The following is a 16615-nucleotide window of genomic DNA, read 5'->3' as shown; positions in this document are numbered from 1 at the left end:
GCAAATGACTGCCAGGAAGCCCTAGCGGCGCCTGCGTTGCGAACGAGTGAAGACAAACCCGGCAATGACACCCAGCAGCGCCGCACCCACCCATAAAGAGGTTTTATCTTTCTGAGTTCTCCAGCCACCGTCCACACTTCGCCGGTCATCGGGTGGCTCGAACAGATTCCCGGAAGATATCGCCGCGCTGGGGCTGCGGTTCAAGCCCCAGCGCGTGAGCCACCCTGACAACTGAGGGAGCCCCGGTACCAGGTAGCTGGCCAGATGGGCGAGGCGAGCGGCAGCGCCGACAGTGGTGCGCGCGCTCGGGGAAATGGCGCAGGCTACCATGGCGTTTGCCACCCGTTCCGGGTCGTAGATCGGCCCTGGGGGTGTCAGCGCGTGGCCGGTGTAGTTGCCTGCGTCTCGCAAGCCTGGCGTGTCCATGACAGCCGGATAAAGATCACACACATGAATGCCGGGGAACGCCGTGAGCTCACCGCGCAGCGCTTCGGTCAGGCCTCGCAGGCCGAACTTGCTCGCCGAGTAGGCTGCCGCATAGGGTTGGGCGATCCAGCTGCCAAGCGACAAGGTGTTGATCAGTATGCCGCTGCGCTGTGCCTTGAAGTAGGGAAGCACCACGTAAGCGCCGCGCAGATAACCGACCAGGTCGGTTTGAATCACCTGCTCATGCGCCTCAAGCGGTGTTTCGTCGAAGCTGCCTAACGCGCCAACCCCGGCGTTGTTGATCCAGATATCGATACGTCCATGGCCAAACTCGGCAGCTTGGGTGGCCAGGGCTGCCACCTGATCGCTGTGGGTGACGTCGGTGGTGATGGCGACAGCGTCCGTGCCGCAGTCGGTGCATTCATCCAGCACGTCGAACAACGCTTCCTCATCGCGTGCCGCGAGCACCAGTCGGGCACCTTTGCAGGCAAACGCATGCGCAGCCGCCCGGCCTATGCCGCTGGAGGCGCCGGTGATGACCACGACCTTTCCGCGCAATGGGCTTTTGATCGGTGTCGGGATCATTGGCATGGCGTGCTCTGGGGCTGGTCTGTCTTCACGGTCGATAGACCCGAGGGTGGCACTGGCCTCTATGGGGGTGAGATCAAGGGTGGTTCCGTCGGCCATTACCAGCTTCAAGCCCTCGATGGTGCCCGCTACCCGATCCGGGAAGACGGGTTCGCCTTCTGCATCCAGGCTGTCGTAGATGAACTGCGTGCCTTCGAGCCAGCCGACCGCAGTCAGCAGTTCGGGGCCGAGGTAATACTTGCCGTCTTGAAAGTACCCCGGGAACTGATGGGCGCGCTCGACGTTCTCCACGCAATAGCGCTCGCCTGGTTTCATACCTGTCGCTTGATCGATCATGGTGAAAACCCCTTTTCTGAAAGCCGGCTGTGCAGCAGATATTGCAGTGAGTAAGCAGGGGAATCCGTTGGGCAGGACAAAGTTCAGAGCAAGCGTTTCAGCGGTTTTTTTTTAGCGGCGGATGGCCAGTGCTTACCGTTTGTTGAAACCTATACAAAAAGCTATTCTTGTACAGGATTTTCCCAATTGTTCGAGGTAAGCATGGTGCCTCCTGCGCGTTGGGCCAGCCTGTGCTTGCTGATGGTTGCGCTGTCGACCGTGGCAGCAGACTGGCGAGCCGAATTGCCAACGGCGCAACCGTTGGGTGCTGGCGATTTCACGTGGTTCGGCGTGCGCCTTTACAGCGCCCGGCTGTGGACGGTGGGCCCGGTTCAGGACTGGAACCAGCCCTTTGCCCTGGAACTGCGCTACCACCGATCGCTGTCCAAGGAGACGCTGGTAGACGCCAGCCTTGCGGAGATACGCCGCCTTAACGCCAACATCACGCCGCAGCAGCGCGCAGCGTGGAGCAAGGCCCTTGAAGGGGCATTCGTGGATGTGCGCCCAGGTATGCGTATCACGGGTGTGTACCTGCCAGGCCAAGGGGCTCGCTTCTATGTCGATGGCACACTCAGCCAGGTAATCGCCGACCCGGAATTTTCCCGAGCATTCTTCGCCATCTGGCTCGACCCACGGGCCAGGGACCCACAGCTGCGCCAGCGCCTGCTCGGGCGGGCGGGCAACGACCGAGGGACGTAAACATGTACAGAGCACTGTTACTGGTTGGCTGCCTGCTCCTCGGCAGTTGTGGCAACGTCGGTGTCGAGCACTATGCCAAGGAGCAACCAAAACTCGACCTGGCGGCATTCTTCTCGCGACCGGTGCAAGCCTGGGGGATGTTCCAGAAGCGTTCCGGCGAGGTGGTGAAGCGCTTTCACGTGCGTATCGATAGCCGCCGCGACGGTGAGCGGCTGATCCTCGATGAGCATTTTCTGTACAGCGATGGCACGCGTCAGCAGCGAACCTGGACGCTGGTGCCGGAAGGTGCGGGCCGCTGGCGAGGAACAGCGGGTGACGTGATCGGTGAGGCCCGTGGCGAATCGGCCGGTAATGCGCTGCGCTGGCGCTACCGGCTGGACCTGCCGGTAGACGGGGAGCATTGGCAGGTGGACCTGGACGACTGGATGTACCTGATGGATGAAGACACCCTGATCAACCGCTCGAGCATGAGCAAACTGGGCGTGGAGATTGGGCAGATCACGCTGTTCTTCCGCCGCTTGCCGGAGGGCACACCATGAACCTGAATGCGCTTACTCAACGGGTTACGGCCGGTGAAGTCAGAGAGCTTGAACTGCTGTCGCTCGAAGGTGGCTTCTACATCCTCCGCGCACTGACCGGTGCCGGCCCGGTCACGTTGATTGATGATCATGGTCAGCCCGTTCGCCTGCGCTCCACCACCGAGCTGCGCCACTTGTTGGCCGAGCTGCCACCGGTGCCGTGCATGCTGGTGCAGCAGGTGGTGCATGATGAAATGTGTGGGCAGCGTGACGGACCTATCGCGCCGCTGCGGGTACCCGTGACGCTGACGACCCAATGGTAGCCCGGCCCCCGCGGCTGGGTTTGGTGCTCGGTGACCAACTGTCGTTCGACCTGGCAAGCCTGGCGGCCCTGGACCCTACCCGCGACGCTATTCTGATGGCGGAAGTGGAGGGCGAGGCCCGCTACGTGCCGCATCATCCACTGAAGATCATCCTCATCTTCAGTGCCATGCGCCATTTCGCAAAGGCGCTGCGGGAGCGGGGTTGGCAGGTGCACTATGTCGAGCTCAACGCTGCCGGCAACAGCGGTAGCATCGCGGGCGAGCTGCGTCGCTGGCAGCAGGCACTGGGCGCCACGCACATTCACCTGACAGAGTGCGGTGAGTGGCGCCTGGAGCAGGCGCTGCGCGATGCGCAGCTACCGCTTGTGTGGCATCGCGATACGCGCTTTTTGTGCTCGCGTGAAGCCTTCGCGCGGTGGGCGCAGGGGCGTAAGCAACTGCGCATGGAGCATTTCTACCGCGGCATGCGCAAGCGTTGCGGGTTGCTGTTGGAGGCCGATGGCAGCCCGGCAGGCGGTGCCTGGAATTTTGATGGGGATAACCGCAAGCCGTTGCCGCGCCAGTTGCGAGGGCCGTTCGCTGCGCAGTTTGAGCCAGACGCGATCACGACAGCGGTAGTGGCCCTGGTTCGCCAGCGTTTCAGTGACCATTACGGGGCCGTGGACGGGTTCAACTACCCCGTGACCCATGAGCAGGCCCATCAGCTCTGGCAGCATTTTCTCGATTTCGGCCTGGCGGCGTTCGGTGACTACCAGGACGCCATGGCGGAAGGCGAACCGTACCTGTTCCATGCGCGCATCAGCGCGGCACTCAACATTGGCCTTCTGGATGTGCGTTGCCTGTGCGACGACGTCGACAAGGCGTGGCGTGAGGGGCGGGTGCCGCTGAATGCCGCCGAAGGCTTCATCCGCCAGTTGATTGGCTGGCGCGAGTATGTGCACGGCATCTACTGGCTGCGCATGCCTGAGTATGCAGGGCTCAATCATCTGGGTAACCAGCGTGCCTTACCGGAATTCTACTGGACGGGCGCCACCCGCATGCGCTGCATGGCGCAAACCATCGGGCAGACGTTGCGCTTGGGTTACGCCCACCATATCCAGCGGCTGATGGTTACCGGTAATTTCGCCCTGTTGGCCGGCATCGTGCCAGACGCCATTTGCGAGTGGTACTTGGCCGTGTACATGGATGCCTTCGACTGGGTCGAACTGCCCAACACGCTGGGCATGGTCATGCATGCCGACGGTGGGTACCTGGGGTCGAAACCGTACTGTGCCAGTGGTCGTTACATTCAGCGGATGTCCGACCATTGCAAGGCGTGCAGCTACAAGGTCGACCATGTGATCGAGGAGGATGCCTGCCCATTCAATGCCTTGTACTGGCATTTTCTGATACGTCACCGCGCTCAGCTGTCGGCCAATCCACGCCTGGCCATGGTCTACCGTAACCTGGACGGCATGCCGCTTGGCCATCGCGAAGCGGTGTGGCAGCGTGGCCAGTCACTGCTGGCGCGGCTGGATGCTGGCGAGGTGGTATGAAAAAGAGCCTGCTGCCCAGCAAAACCTGCGTGGTATGTGGCCGACCCTTCAATTGGCGCAAGCGCTGGGCACGCTGCTGGGCCGAGGTGCGCTATTGCTCCGAACGATGCCGCCGGTCAGCGCCGCGCCGCGATGCGCAGCAGTAATGGCAGGGCCAGGGCCCACACCGGCATAAGCAACAAGCCGGTTTCAATCACACCCAGCGGCAGGCCGACCCCCGCCAACCTGGCGCCACCGACGTAGGCCAGTGGGGCGCCAAAGGCGCCCAGCAACGCGCCGCGCCAGTAGGGCCGGCCGGCCCAGGCCAGGCTATGGCGAAGGCCGCTGGCCAGCACCCACCACAGCAATACCAGCCACAAGGGCAGGGGCCACGTATCGAAGCTGAATACGCCCAGTGCCCCCAGCACGCTATCCAGCACGCAGCCGGCCAATGCGACACGCAACAATGCCTTGATTTCTGCCTTGTAGTCAGGGCACAGCCACAGGTGTATGGCCAGGCCGAGTGGTACCAGCAGCAATAAGCCAGGGTACTGAGCACCCAGCACGCAAGCCCACCAACCAGCCTGCAACCAGAGTGCATTGGCGACCAGCCAGCTGCTGGGCATCATTGACCGGCCGGACAAAAATGGGCGTCTAGATTGCCCCTTGTAAGATTATTGAAGGGCCTGGCGAATGGCTGAAAAACGGACATGTTTGGCATCCAGATGCTCCTCAAGCAACAGTGAACTGTTGAAGGGATATAGTTGAAGCCTATGACTAAATTTGTACAAGTCAACGAAGTTGTACAGCTTTTATTCAGTCCTGGGCTCACTCAACGGGTACGTAAGTGAGCGATTTCCGCTTACAGTTCGCGAACCCGCTGTTCGGTGTTCATTTTGATACTGAATGACCGGATGAGTGCTACGAAGGAACCTATTCCGCTTTTCAGTCAAGCTGGCCAAGGCCGTCACGCATGCGGGCCAGTGCTGACCTTGTAACGTCGCTAGCGCAGTGCGTCGGATCCACAGACGGTGTCGCGCATGGACTGGCAGCGTTGGGTATAGGACTGTGCAAACAGCCTGTACCTCGATGGCTTCCTTTTGAAAGTGTGAAACATTCTTAAGGATTGATTAACCATGGACACGCGCTTCGCCTCGGTAACATGCCGTTCTTTTTTCCTGCGGAGAACGTTCCAATGCGTCGAATGCTGCCCTTTACTGCCCTGCTGATTACGTCAATCGCCTGCTCGGCTGCTGACGCCGCGCAAGCAGGGGCTCAAACGCTGACCGTCCTGAGTTCAGGCGGCATCATGGGCGCTATCCGGGAAGTGGCCCCAATCTATCAGAAGAAGTTCGGTGTGAAGCTGGAAGTACTTGCCGCGCCCTCTATGGGGGAGACCCCACAGGCGGTCCCGAATAGGCTCGCCCGCGGTGAGCAGGCGGATGTTGTCCTGATGGTGGGCTCGGCGCTAGACAACCTGGTGGCCGACGGCCAAGCGGACAAAACCAGCCGCGTCGATCTTGGGAAATCGTTCATCGCCATGGCCGTACGCAAGGGCGAACCGAAGCCGGATATCAGCACCATGCAGGGATTGCGCACGGTGCTGCAAAACAGCAGCGCTGTCGCCTACTCTGACAGCGCGAGCGGGGTATACCTCTCCAAGACCCTGTTTCCTCGCATGCAGCTCGGTGAACAGTTCGAGGCTAAGGCTCACATGATACCGGCTGAACCCGTCGGTGCAGTGGTCGCGCGCGGCCAGGCGCAGATCGGCTTTCAACAGCTAAGCGAGCTCAAGCCGGTAAAGGGCATCGACATCGTTGGTTTGATCCCGGCCGAAGCGCAGAAAATGACAATGTATTCGGGCGCGGTCGTCAGTAAGAGCCAACATCATGCCGCAGCCCAGGCGCTACTCGACTACCTTGCCTCGCCACAAGCCGACGCCGCGATCGAAGACAGTGGTCTGACGCCACTGCCTCATACCGCCAGCTAACCATAAATGCGGGCGCCGATACCGAGGCTGTAGCGTACTTACGACCAGCTGAACCGCCTAGGCTCTGCAAATACCTTTAACATGGCTCAGCACTTGGGCCAGTCGTTGAAAGAGACTTGTATGGAGCTGCGTCAACTTCGCTATTTTCTGGGTGTATTGGAGTACGGCAGCCTGGGCAGGGCTGCGGTCGAGCTTGGGGTTGGCGCCTCTGCATTGAGCCAGCAACTGTCGAAGCTGGAGGGTGAGTTAAGTACCCGGCTTTTGACACGTTCGAGTACCGGCGTCTCTCCGACGGCAGCGGGCCTGGCCTTCGAATACCATGCTCGCCTGGCGCTGCGCCAGGCAGAACATGCCGTCCTGGCGGCACAAAGCGGGCGCATGAGCGGCTATGCCAGCGTGGGGCTGGCACCGACCACGGCGTCGATTCTAGGCCTGGCATTGATCGACAGGATGCGCGAACGCTATCCCAACATTCGTCTGCACCTGGTGGAAATGCTATCTGGCTATCTGACCAACCAACTCAATACCAGGCACCTTGACCTGGCGGTGTTGTTTCAGACGGAAACAGGGCCGCGATTAGAGGTGCGGGCGCTTTTGACAGAGCGACTGTTCGTGCTGGTTCCTGCGCCGCTGGTCAACGCTGAGTGGGGCGAGTCGTTAACACTGGAGCAGATCGCGACGCTACCCTTGGTGATGCCCAGTACACAGCATGGTTTGCGCACGACAATGCGCGCGATTTTCGAACGGGCGGGGCTTGAGACCCGCATCGTCATGGAAGTTGATGGCCTGTCGTTATTGATGGATTGCGTCTGTGCCGGTCATGCCGCCACCATTCAGCCCGGCGCGACGGTGGCCCGGGCGCATCAGGCTGGCTTGCGCGTGTTCGCTATCGATGAAGCACAGGCGCAGCGTCGCAATGTGATTGTCAGCCTGACCGATGACGAGCTTTCGCCGGCCGCGTTGGCGACACGGATCGTATTGCAGGAGGTCGCCCGGGACTTGGTGGAACAGGGCCGATGGCCTGGGGCCCGGTTGCTTTGACCCAGGCTCGGGGGCCTCTCACCCAACCCCTTTAGTAAAACTGAATGCCTCCCCTCGGCGATCGCGTTTCGCACCCCCCGGGCACTGATTAAAGTCCGTGGCCACGAAGAGCCCCCGAACATTTGGCTCTTCGCGACCTGGAGGCGAAATGATCGATGTGTTAGTCATCGGAGGGGGCAATGCCGCCCTCTGTGCCGCGCTGATGGCGCGCGAGGCCGGAGCCAGCGTGCTGCTGCTCGAGGCTGCACCCCGCGCCTGGCGGGGTGGCAATTCGCAACATACGCGTAACTTGCGGTGCATGCATGATGCCCCGCAGGACGTGCTGGTGGAGGCGTACCCGGAAGAAGAGTTCTGGCAGGATCTGCTGAAGGTAACCGGTGGCCAGACTGACGAGAAGCTCGCGCGCCTGGTGATTCGCGCGTCCTCTAATTGCCGCGGGTGGATGCGCCGTCATGGCGTGCATTTTCAGCCGTCGTTGTCTGGTGCGCTGCACACCGCACGGACCAATGCCTTTTTCATGGGCGGCGGCAAGGCGCTGGTCAATGCCTACTACCGTAGCGCCGAAAACCTCGGGGTACAGATTCGCTACGACTCACCGGTGGCCGACATCGAACTGCAGGGCGGTCGCTTCGTTGCGGCCCATGTGCCAGCGCGTGAGTCCCACGGGCGACAGCTGCCTGCCGAGCGCATCGAAGCGCGCAGTTGCGTCCTCGCCGCCGGCGGCTTCGAGTCCAATCGCCAATGGTTGCGTGAGGCCTGGGGGCAGAACGAGCGAGGGGAGTGGCCTGCGGACAATTTCCTGATTCGCGGTACGCGTTTCAATGACGGCGTGCTGTTGCGCCGCATGATCGAAAAGGGCGCTGACAATATTGGCGACCCGACACAGGCGCACATGGTGGCGATCGATGCCCGTGCCCCCCTGTACGACGGGGGTATCTGCACCCGTATCGATTGCGTGTCGCTGGGCGTGGTGGTCAACCGCGACGGTGAACGCTTCTACGATGAGGGCGAGGATTTTTGGCCCAAGCGCTATGCCATCTGGGGGCGCTTGGTGGCACATCAGCCGGGGCAGGTTGGTTTTTCGATCATCGACCAGAAAGCGCTCGGTCGGTTCATGCCGCCGGTTTTCCCAGGCACTGCCGCCGACAGCCTGGAGGCGTTGGCCGGCTTGCTGGGTTTGCCCGTGCAGGCCTTCGTTGAAACCGTGCGTGCCTACAACCGTGCCTGCCAGGTGGGAACCTTCGATCACACGCGCCTTGACGACTGCCACACCGTGGGGCTCGAACCGGCTAAAAGCCACTGGGCGCGCCCGCTCGATACCCCGCCTTACTACGGGTACCCCCTGCGTCCTGGCGTGACCTTTACCTACTTGGGGCTGCGCACCGACGAAACCGCCGCGGTTCACTTCGATGGGCGCCCCAGCCCGAACCTTTTCGTCGCCGGCGAGATGATGGCGGGCAACGTGTTGGGCAAGGGTTACACCGCAGGTGTCGGCATGTCCATCGGCACCGCTTTCGGCCGCATCGCCGGGACCAGCGCCGCGGCAGCGGCAGGACACGTCTATCCAGAACAAGAGAATCGCCATGACCGCACAACTGCCTGAACCACGCCAACCGGATGCCGCCCAGCCGGGCCTTGCACTGATCCCGGTACTGAACCTGGAAGAGCAGGAAGTCGATCGGCAAATGCGGATCTGTAACGCCTGCCGATACTGCGAAGGTTTCTGCGCTGTGTTCCCGGCGATGACCCGCAGGCTGGAGTTCGGCAAGGCCGATATCCATTACCTGGCCAACCTTTGCCACAACTGCGGCGCCTGCCTGCACGCCTGCCAGTATGCTCAGCCCCACGAATTTGCCGTGAACGTGCCACAGGCGATGGCCAGAGTGCGCGGGCAGACATACGCCGAGTACGCCTGGCCGGCCCTCTTTGGTCGACTGTATCGGCACAACGGCACCTTTGTCGCCGGTGCCTTGGTAATCGCGTTGTCACTCTTCTTGCTGCTGACGTTGTACGTCAACGGCACGTTGCTGCCGGGGCGGTTGGCGGGGAACTTCTATGCTGTCTTCCCGCACAACACCTTGGCCTTGATGTTCGGCGGTGTCTTTGCCGCGGCAGCGGTGGCGCTGACGGTGGCGATACGGCGTTTCTGGCGCTCGGTCTCGCCTGCCGAGGCCCTGGCGCAACCGGCCAAGGGGGCAGTGTTCGAGGCCTCGAGCGCGGCGTTGACCCTGAAGTACCTGGACGGTGGGCATGGCCAAGGCTGCACTGATGTCGATGATCGATACACGCTCTGGCGCCGTCGTTTCCATCATTTCACCTTCTACGGCTTCCTGTTGTGCTTCGCTGCCACTGTGGTCGCTACCGGGTATCACTACCTATTGGGCCAGCAGGCGCCGTATCCATTGCTGAGTGCACCGGTGCTGCTGGGAACCTTGGGTGGTGTTGGCCTGATCATCGGGCCGGCCGGGCTTCTGATGCTCAACCTTCGCAGGGCACCGGAGCAGGGCGATGTTGCCCAGCGCCCCATGGACCGGGCTTTCATCCTGCTTCTGCTGCTGGTCAGCGCTACTGGCCTTGCCTTGCTGGGCCTGCGTGACACTGCAGCAATGGCAATTGCGCTGGCGATTCACTTGGGTGCGGTGATGGCGCTATTCATCACGCTGCCATACGGCAAGTTCGCCCATGGCCTGTTCCGCAGCGCCGCACTGCTCAAATTTGCAATCGAAAAGCGCCGGCCCAACCCACTGGGTTTGGGGGAGGAATGAGCCATGAACGCAGCCCGTAATTACCCTGCGTCGCGTCAGGCCGCAAGACGCGCATTGCTTTCAACGGTTCGGCCATTTGTCCAACAAGATCGACACAAACTTTTCCGCGGCGGGCGACAGAGACGCCCCTCGGCGATAGACCAATCCCAGTGTGCGGGTTACCTGCGGTTCGATCAGCGGCACGCTGACCAGCGTCGGGTGGTCGGCGCTTGGCATGGCCAGGCTAGGCATGGCCGACACGCCCAGCCCGGCCTCGACCATGCCCAGCGAGGTGGACAGGTGCTGAACCTCATAGAACCACTTCGGCCGCAGGTTGAGCCCGGACAGCGCATGGTCCAGCAGCATCCGGTTGCCGCTCAGGCGGCCTACGCCGATCAGCCGGTAGTCGGCCAGCTCTGTCCAGGTGACGGAGTCACGGTTCGCCAACGGGTGGTCTCTTCTGCAGGCCAGGACGAAATGCTCCTGCACCAGGGAGACGAACTCGATGTCTGGGTGCTGGCCGCTCATCATGTTGATGCCGAAGTCCGCTTCACCCCGCAGCACGGCTTCGAGCCCGTCATTGGCGCTGAGGTCCAGCAGGCGAATACGGATCTTCGGGTACTGCTCGTTGTAGTCGCGGATGACCGACGGCAGAAAATAGAACGCTGCCGTCGGGATACAGGCAAGGGTGACCTGGCCGCTCTGTCGTTCGGCGAGTTCGCGAATGCTCAGGATCGAATCTTCGAAGTCATCCAGCAAGCGCCTGGCCTTGGGCAAAAAGTCCCGCCCGACGCTGGTGAGGCTAACGCGCCGGGTGGTGCGTTCCAGCAATGAGGTGCCTAGTCCTTCCTCGAGCTTCTTTATCCGCCGGCTGAGTGCCGGTTGGGACAGGTGCAAGGCTTCTGCAGCTTCATGGAAACTGCCCAGTTCGGCGATTTTAACGAAAGATCGAATGTCTTGAAGCTCATATTCCATCTGAGTTGACTCCCCAACCTTGGCCGTAAATTGATGTGTGAATCGCAATAATGCCTACGATATTTGCATTGGAATGATTTATACAGAGCTGTCAGTCTTGTGCCCACAACATCAATGATGTCCATTGATCAACAAGAGTGCAAAATCATGCAACGAATTCCCTGCGTGCTCATGCGCGGTGGCACCTCTAAGGGGCCCTTTTTCCATGCATGGGATCTTCCTGCCAATGTGGTCGAACGCGACGAACTGCTGATCAACCTGATGGGTTCCGGGCATGAACTGGAAATCGACGGTATCGGCGGTGGTAGCCCTCAAACCAGCAAGGTCGCGATCGTCAGCCCTTCGCTGCATGCCGACGCCGACGTCGATTACCTCTTCGTCCAGGTCATGGTTGCCCAGCGCCGGGTCGATACTGCGCCCAACTGCGGCAACATGCTGTGCGCCGTTGGCCCGTTCGCTATTGAGCAAGGGCTGGTCAAGCCCCAGGATGGCAAGACCCTGGTACGCATCCGTAACTTGAACACCAACACCTTCGTCAACTCGCTGGTGGAAACACCTGGCGGGATCGTGCGTTATGAAGGCCGTACGGCGATCGACGGGGTACCCGGCACTGCCGCCCCGGTGCACCTGACCTTCCTCGATGCGGTAGGCAGCAAGACTGGTAAGCTGTTCCCGACTGGCCAGGCCCAGGATGTGATCGACGGTGTGCCAGTCACGTGCATCGACATGGCCATGCCGATGATGATCGTCGATGCCAGCCAGTTGGGTGTCACGGGCTCCGAGACCCCGGCGCAGTTGGATGCGGACACGCGCCTGCTACAGCGTCTGGAGGCGTTGCGCCTGAAAGCAGGCAAGGCGATGGGGCTGGGCGATGTCAGCGGCATGGTGATTCCAAAGCCAGTGTTGGTTTCTCCGGCGCGCTATGACGGCACGCTGCAGGTCCGCTACTTCATGCCCCATAACTGCCACCGCGCCCTGGCCATTACCGGTGCCATTGGCCTGGCGACTGCCTGCGTCAGCCCTGGCACGGTGATCTTGGACATGCTTGGGGATCAAGCCCAGCAATTGAAAGAGGTTCGTCTGGAGCACCCGAGCGGCGGTATCGACGTGGCGCTTTCACGCAGCGGTGCCGATGGCAAGACACTTCAGGCCTCCGTGGTGAGAACCGCACGCCGACTCTTTTCAGGCTTCGTCTACGCCCCGACCTTGCGCAGGATGGCAGGGTAGGAAGGGGCGGATCACGTTGGCAACCATCGCATCCGCACAATTTCAACAATGGGTGATGCCTCATGAAACTCGCGAAGTCACTGTATTTCCAGATCCTCTGCGCTGTCCTGCTGGGCGTGGTGGTTGGTCACTTCTGGGCGCAACAGGCCGTTGCGCTGAAGCCATTGGGTGATGCGTTCATCAAGCTGATCAAGATGATGATCGCCCCCGTGGTGTTCTGCACCATCGTCACCGGCATCGCCGGCATGACCGACAAGCGCTCCCTTGGGCGGTTGATGAGCAAGACCTTGCTGCTGTTCCTGGTACTGACGGTGGTCAGCCTGATCATTGGCCTGGGGGCGGTGTACCTGTTCCGTCCGGGTGTTGGCATGAACATCGATCCGGCTACGCTCAGCACTGTAGGCCTCAGCCAGTACACCGCCTCTGCGGCCAAGCTCAGTGTGGTCGATTTCTTCATGCACATCATTCCGGACACCTTCATGGGGGCGTTCAACAAGGGTGAAGTGCTGCCGGTGCTGTTCATCGCTGTACTGAGCGGGTTTGCTCTGTCGTCAATGGGCGAGAAGGGCAAACCGGTACTCGATGTACTGGAGTCGGCCTCTACCATGGTGTTTCGTATCTTCGGCTACCTGATGCGCTTCGCCCCAATCGGCGCCTTCGGTGCACTGGCCTTCACTGTCGGGCAGTACGGCGTGACGTCCCTGGGCGCATTGGCCAAGCTGGTAGGTACACTCTATATCGCCTGCGCATTCTTCGTGCTGGTCGTGCTGGGGGGTATCTGCCGGGCGCACGGCTTCAGCCTGTGGAAGCTGCTGCGGTATTTTCGCGAGGAGTTTCTGGTGGTGCTCGGCACTTCGTCGACCGAGCCCGTTCTGCCGCGCATGTTGGAAAAACTCGAGAAGCTTGGCTGCAAGAAAGGTGTGGTGGGGCTGGTGCTGCCAACCGGCTATTCCTTCAACCTCGACGGTACCGCCATCTACCTGTCACTGGCGGCGGTGTTCATCGCCCAGGCTTGCAACATCGATCTGACGTTGGGCCAAACGTTGACAATGCTGGCGATCATGCTGTTGTCGTCCAAAGGCGCTGCGGGCGTCACCGGCAGTGGCTTCGTGGCGCTGGCCTCGACGTTGACGGTTATTCATGACATCCCGTTGGCAGGGCTTGCCTTGCTGATCGGCATTGATCGCTTCATGTCCGAAGCGCGTGCACTGACCAGCCTGGCCAGCAATGCCGTGGCCACGGTTGTCATTTCACTGTCGGAGAACGACTGTGATCGGGAAACCTTGCTGCGTCGCCTGAACGGCACCCCGGCAGCACCGGACGAAGCGGATACGGCGCAGGCCAGCTGGTCAGCCGAACCTCGCCATCACGGCTAATAGCCGCTTCCACCTCCCATTGTTGACTTAAAATCCCACTCAACATCCCAGTGATGTCGAGTGGGGTAGGGGGCCGTCTGCCCTATAGACGGCCGCACACAATAAAAACAAGAGAAAAGACCATGCTCGCACTTCTGGGCCTGATTATGGTGGTGACCTTCACCTACCTGATCATGAGTAAACGCCTGTCTCCTATCGTTGCCCTGACCGTCGTTCCGATTGTTTTCGCTGTGATTGGCGGCTTTGCGCCTGACCTTGGCAAGATGATGCTCGATGGGCTGAAAATGGTCGCACCGTCTGCGGCGCTGCTATTGTTCGCCATCCTGTTTTTCGGCCTGATGATCGACGCCGGTCTGTTTGATCCGCTGATCCGCAAGATTCTCAAGCGGGTGAATGGCGACCCGATCAAGATCGCCATCGGTACCGCCTTGCTGTCGCTGCTGGTGGCGCTGGACGGTGATGGCACTACGACCTACATGATTACCTGTGCGGCCATGCTGCCGCTGTACAAGCGTATCGGCATGAACCCGATGATCCTGGCTACCGTATCGATGCTGTCGTTGAGCATCATGAGCGGCATGAGCCCATGGGGCGGGCCTGCCACCCGTGCCATTGCGGCGCTGGGCCTGGATGCGACGGAGTACTTCATCCCGATGCTGCCGACCGTCATCGGTGGGGCAGCGTGGGTAGTGTTCACAGCCTACTTGCTTGGCCGCGCCGAGCGCCGACGCATCGGCAACATCGCGCTGGAGTCCGGCGGTGGTAACTGCTACATCAAGGAAATCCTCGGTGATAACCCGCACAAGCGCCCACGGCTGGCCTATGTGAACCTGTTGCTGGTCATCGCTGTCATGACTGCGTTGGTGCTGGGGGTTATGCACGCCGCCATCTTGTTCATGATCGGTTTTGTCGCCGCATTGATGATCAACTACCCGCAACTGGACTTGCAGAAAGAACGCATTCTCGCCCATTCAGGCAACGCCATGACCGTGGTGCTCCTGGTGTTCGCCGCAGGCATCTTCGCCGGTATTTTCTCGGGCACGAAGATGGTGGATGCGCTGGCGCAGACCCTCGTGGACTGGATTCCGGAAGCCTGGAGCCACTGGTTCCCGCTGGTGGTGGCGCTGACCAGCATGCCGCTGACTTTCGTGCTTTCGAACGACGCTTACTATTTTGGCGTTGTGCCGATCCTGGCCAATGCGGCTGCCGCGTATGGTATCGACCCTGTAGAAATTGCCCGCGCCTCGGTGCTGGGCCAGCCTGTACACCTGATGAGCCCGCTGGTGGCTTCGACCCTGCTGCTGGTGGGCATGGTTGATCGAGATATCGGCGACTTCCAGAAGGCAACCGTGAAGTGGGCGGTTTTGACATCGCTGGTCATCACTGCGCTGGCTCTGCTCACGGGTGCCTTGTCCTTCTTCGTCTGATCTAAATAGGGCGCAGCTTGCGCCCACCTCATCCAATAACAACAATAGAGTATCGAACATGTCCCGAGCTGTTTTCCGTGGGGCCACCTGTGGCCTGCTCTGCGGCTGGTTGCCTGTGGCCGGCGCTGCCGGTTTCATCGACGACAGCAAGCTCAAACTGCAGCTGCGCAACGTCTATTTCAACGAAAACTTCCGCGACGAACAGGGCATGAGCGCCCGCGCTGCTGCGACCGCCAAGAGTGAGCGAGTGGAATGGGCGCAGGGCTTCTTGCTCGACTATCAATCAGGGTTTACCCAAGGCCCGCTGGGCCTGGGGGTCGACGCCCTAGGGCTTGTAGGCGTGCGCCTCGACTCGGGGCGCGGCCGCAGCGGTACCGGCCTGCTGCCGGTTCATGACGATGGCCGCGCCGCAAGCGAGTTTGCCAGTGCCGGCGTGACTGCCAAGGCGCGGGTGGGGCAGACCGTGGTCAAGCACGGTACCTTGCTGCCCAAGACACCGGTGCTTGTTTATAACGACGCCCGGCTTCTGCCGCAGACCTACCAGGGCACACAGTTGACCAGTACGGATGTCGATGGCCTGACGCTGACCGCAGGCCACTTGGATCGGTTCAAGCAGCGCGACTCGTCCAACAGCACGGGCCTGTACCTGGATGGTTACGGCGGCGACGAGTCTGGCGATTTCAGCTTTGCGGGTGCTGACTTTGCCATCAGCAAGCAACTGCGTGTGAGCTACTTCCATGGCCAGCTCGAGCACTTCTACCGCCAGGACTATGCGGGGCTGGTGCACGATCTACCCTTGGCCGGCGGAGTGTTCACCACCGACCTGCGCTACTTCAAGAGCCGTGACAGCGGAGCTGCTTATGGCGGTAAGATCGACAACGACATGTTCAGCGGGCAGGTGTCGTATACCCACTCCGGGCACACCGTCGGTGCCGGTTACCAGATGCTAGACGGCGATGCCGGGCTGCCCTACATCAGCGGTGCGACTGTTTACTCGTTCAGCAACGTTGGCATCGGCAAGTTCATCGAGGAGGAAGAGAAAACCTGGATGGCAAGCTATGCCTACAATTTTGCAGCAGCCGGTGTCCCTGGGCTCACGTTCATGGCGCGATACCTGAGCGGGGACAACGGTCGTTCCGCTGAAGCTGAACTCAACGAATGGGAGCGTGACATGGAACTGGCCTACGTTGTGCAGTCAGGGCCCGTCAAAGGGCTGGGTGTAAAACTACGCAACTATGTCTACCGTTCTGATTTTTCCCGCGGGCGCGACAGTAACCGCATCTACCTGACCTACGACATTGCGATTTGGTAATGCGGCACCCTTGCAAGTACAGGTGGTGACCTTTGAGATAGCCAAGCACGGCCAATATGGGATCATTTGCTATCTTGGCG

The 16615-nt window shown here is 60.8% G+C and carries 16 protein-coding genes; 13 read left to right on the top strand and 3 right to left on the bottom strand.

The features are described from left to right. Positions 1 to 21: 21 nt before the first annotated feature. On the bottom strand, positions 22 to 1350 hold the full coding sequence (locus tag HU764_RS14455; protein ID WP_186702729.1) for an SDR family oxidoreductase: 1329 nt from the start codon (positions 1348 to 1350) through the stop codon (positions 22 to 24). 201 nt (positions 1351 to 1551) lie between these two features. Between HU764_RS14455 and HU764_RS14450 the strand changes: the two genes are divergently transcribed. From HU764_RS14450 to HU764_RS14430, 5 genes are read left to right on the top strand one after another with little or no spacing between them, the layout of a single operon-like run. Next, positions 1552 to 2088 (top strand): chalcone isomerase family protein, encoded by a 537-nt coding sequence (locus HU764_RS14450; protein WP_099455826.1) that lies wholly within the window; start codon positions 1552 to 1554, stop codon positions 2086 to 2088. A 2-nt stretch (positions 2089 to 2090) separates the two neighbouring features. Beyond that, positions 2091 to 2627: a DUF3833 domain-containing protein gene (locus tag HU764_RS14445; RefSeq protein ID WP_027596490.1), complete on the top strand. Its 537-nt coding sequence runs from the start codon at positions 2091 to 2093 to the stop codon at positions 2625 to 2627. Then, entirely contained in the window at positions 2624 to 2929 is a 306-nt protein-coding gene (locus tag HU764_RS14440) for a DUF6482 family protein (RefSeq protein WP_027596491.1), read from the top strand. Before HU764_RS14445 ends, HU764_RS14440 begins: the two co-directional genes overlap by 4 nt. Then, on the top strand, positions 2923 to 4464 hold the full coding sequence (locus HU764_RS14435; RefSeq protein WP_186702728.1) for a cryptochrome/photolyase family protein: 1542 nt from the start codon (positions 2923 to 2925) through the stop codon (positions 4462 to 4464). Before HU764_RS14440 ends, HU764_RS14435 begins: the two co-directional genes overlap by 7 nt. Continuing rightward, positions 4461 to 4610: a DUF2256 domain-containing protein gene (locus tag HU764_RS14430; protein WP_186676319.1), complete on the top strand. Its 150-nt coding sequence runs from the start codon at positions 4461 to 4463 to the stop codon at positions 4608 to 4610. Before HU764_RS14435 ends, HU764_RS14430 begins: the two co-directional genes overlap by 4 nt. Here HU764_RS14430 and HU764_RS14425 read toward each other — a convergent pair. Beyond that, positions 4581 to 5069, bottom strand: coding sequence for a DUF2878 domain-containing protein (locus tag HU764_RS14425; protein WP_186676936.1), 489 nt, complete (start codon positions 5067 to 5069; stop codon positions 4581 to 4583). The two genes, HU764_RS14430 and HU764_RS14425, sit on opposite strands and share 30 nt — an antisense overlap. Positions 5070 to 5638: 569 nt before the next feature. Between HU764_RS14425 and HU764_RS14420 the strand changes: the two genes are divergently transcribed. From HU764_RS14420 to tcuB, 4 genes are all read left to right on the top strand, one after another. Continuing rightward, the gene (locus tag HU764_RS14420; RefSeq protein ID WP_186676320.1) at positions 5639 to 6433 is read left to right on the top strand and encodes a substrate-binding domain-containing protein; all 795 of its coding nucleotides are present in this window, start codon (positions 5639 to 5641) and stop codon (positions 6431 to 6433) included. A 120-nt stretch (positions 6434 to 6553) separates the two neighbouring features. Further along, positions 6554 to 7474: a LysR family transcriptional regulator gene (locus HU764_RS14415; RefSeq protein WP_099453886.1), complete on the top strand. Its 921-nt coding sequence runs from the start codon at positions 6554 to 6556 to the stop codon at positions 7472 to 7474. A 148-nt stretch (positions 7475 to 7622) separates the two neighbouring features. Continuing rightward, the gene (tcuA, locus tag HU764_RS14410) at positions 7623 to 9077 is read left to right on the top strand and encodes an FAD-dependent tricarballylate dehydrogenase TcuA (RefSeq protein WP_186676322.1); all 1455 of its coding nucleotides are present in this window, start codon (positions 7623 to 7625) and stop codon (positions 9075 to 9077) included. Continuing rightward, positions 9058 to 10239, top strand: a complete 1182-nt coding sequence (gene tcuB / locus HU764_RS14405) for a tricarballylate utilization 4Fe-4S protein TcuB (protein ID WP_099453888.1) — start codon at positions 9058 to 9060, stop codon at positions 10237 to 10239. Before tcuA ends, tcuB begins: the two co-directional genes overlap by 20 nt. Positions 10240 to 10299: 60 nt before the next feature. Here tcuB and HU764_RS14400 read toward each other — a convergent pair whose 3' ends face one another. Then, on the bottom strand, positions 10300 to 11193 hold the full coding sequence (locus HU764_RS14400) for a LysR family transcriptional regulator (protein WP_085273766.1): 894 nt from the start codon (positions 11191 to 11193) through the stop codon (positions 10300 to 10302). A gap of 147 nt (positions 11194 to 11340) precedes the next feature. On the opposite strand from HU764_RS14400, the gene HU764_RS14395 reads away from it, so the two are divergent. The 4 genes from HU764_RS14395 (at position 11341) to HU764_RS14380 (ending at position 16535) form a co-directional block, all read left to right on the top strand. Next, complete coding sequence (locus HU764_RS14395) at positions 11341 to 12420, top strand: 4-oxalomesaconate tautomerase (protein ID WP_186676329.1); 1080 nt, start codon at positions 11341 to 11343, stop codon at positions 12418 to 12420. Between the two features lie 62 nt (positions 12421 to 12482). After that, positions 12483 to 13796, top strand: coding sequence for a dicarboxylate/amino acid:cation symporter (locus tag HU764_RS14390; protein ID WP_186676332.1), 1314 nt, complete (start codon positions 12483 to 12485; stop codon positions 13794 to 13796). Between the two features lie 122 nt (positions 13797 to 13918). Beyond that, complete coding sequence (locus HU764_RS14385) at positions 13919 to 15223, top strand: CitMHS family transporter (protein WP_027596501.1); 1305 nt, start codon at positions 13919 to 13921, stop codon at positions 15221 to 15223. Between the two features lie 58 nt (positions 15224 to 15281). Continuing rightward, positions 15282 to 16535, top strand: coding sequence for an OprD family porin (locus HU764_RS14380; protein ID WP_099453891.1), 1254 nt, complete (start codon positions 15282 to 15284; stop codon positions 16533 to 16535). Positions 16536 to 16615: the final 80 nt, after the last annotated feature.

Origin of the sequence: Pseudomonas kermanshahensis (genome assembly GCF_014269205.2) — a bacterium.
In the GTDB taxonomy this organism is placed as follows: domain Bacteria; phylum Pseudomonadota; class Gammaproteobacteria; order Pseudomonadales; family Pseudomonadaceae; genus Aquipseudomonas; species Aquipseudomonas kermanshahensis.
This window is presented reverse-complemented; position numbering and strand designations above follow the sequence as displayed.

Coding starts and splice junctions, on each gene's coding strand:
- HU764_RS14455 (WP_186702729.1), bottom strand. CDS start 1,350: ATGATCGATCAAGCGACAGGTATGAAACCAGGCGAGCGCTATTGCGTG.
- HU764_RS14450 (WP_099455826.1), top strand. CDS start 1,552: ATGGTGCCTCCTGCGCGTTGGGCCAGCCTGTGCTTGCTGATGGTTGCG.
- HU764_RS14445 (WP_027596490.1), top strand. CDS start 2,091: ATGTACAGAGCACTGTTACTGGTTGGCTGCCTGCTCCTCGGCAGTTGT.
- HU764_RS14440 (WP_027596491.1), top strand. CDS start 2,624: ATGAACCTGAATGCGCTTACTCAACGGGTTACGGCCGGTGAAGTCAGA.
- HU764_RS14435 (WP_186702728.1), top strand. CDS start 2,923: ATGGTAGCCCGGCCCCCGCGGCTGGGTTTGGTGCTCGGTGACCAACTG.
- HU764_RS14430 (WP_186676319.1), top strand. CDS start 4,461: ATGAAAAAGAGCCTGCTGCCCAGCAAAACCTGCGTGGTATGTGGCCGA.
- HU764_RS14425 (WP_186676936.1), bottom strand. CDS start 5,069: ATGCCCAGCAGCTGGCTGGTCGCCAATGCACTCTGGTTGCAGGCTGGT.
- HU764_RS14420 (WP_186676320.1), top strand. CDS start 5,639: ATGCGTCGAATGCTGCCCTTTACTGCCCTGCTGATTACGTCAATCGCC.
- HU764_RS14415 (WP_099453886.1), top strand. CDS start 6,554: ATGGAGCTGCGTCAACTTCGCTATTTTCTGGGTGTATTGGAGTACGGC.
- tcuA (WP_186676322.1), top strand. CDS start 7,623: ATGATCGATGTGTTAGTCATCGGAGGGGGCAATGCCGCCCTCTGTGCC.
- tcuB (WP_099453888.1), top strand. CDS start 9,058: ATGACCGCACAACTGCCTGAACCACGCCAACCGGATGCCGCCCAGCCG.
- HU764_RS14400 (WP_085273766.1), bottom strand. CDS start 11,193: ATGGAATATGAGCTTCAAGACATTCGATCTTTCGTTAAAATCGCCGAA.
- HU764_RS14395 (WP_186676329.1), top strand. CDS start 11,341: ATGCAACGAATTCCCTGCGTGCTCATGCGCGGTGGCACCTCTAAGGGG.
- HU764_RS14390 (WP_186676332.1), top strand. CDS start 12,483: ATGAAACTCGCGAAGTCACTGTATTTCCAGATCCTCTGCGCTGTCCTG.
- HU764_RS14385 (WP_027596501.1), top strand. CDS start 13,919: ATGCTCGCACTTCTGGGCCTGATTATGGTGGTGACCTTCACCTACCTG.
- HU764_RS14380 (WP_099453891.1), top strand. CDS start 15,282: ATGTCCCGAGCTGTTTTCCGTGGGGCCACCTGTGGCCTGCTCTGCGGC.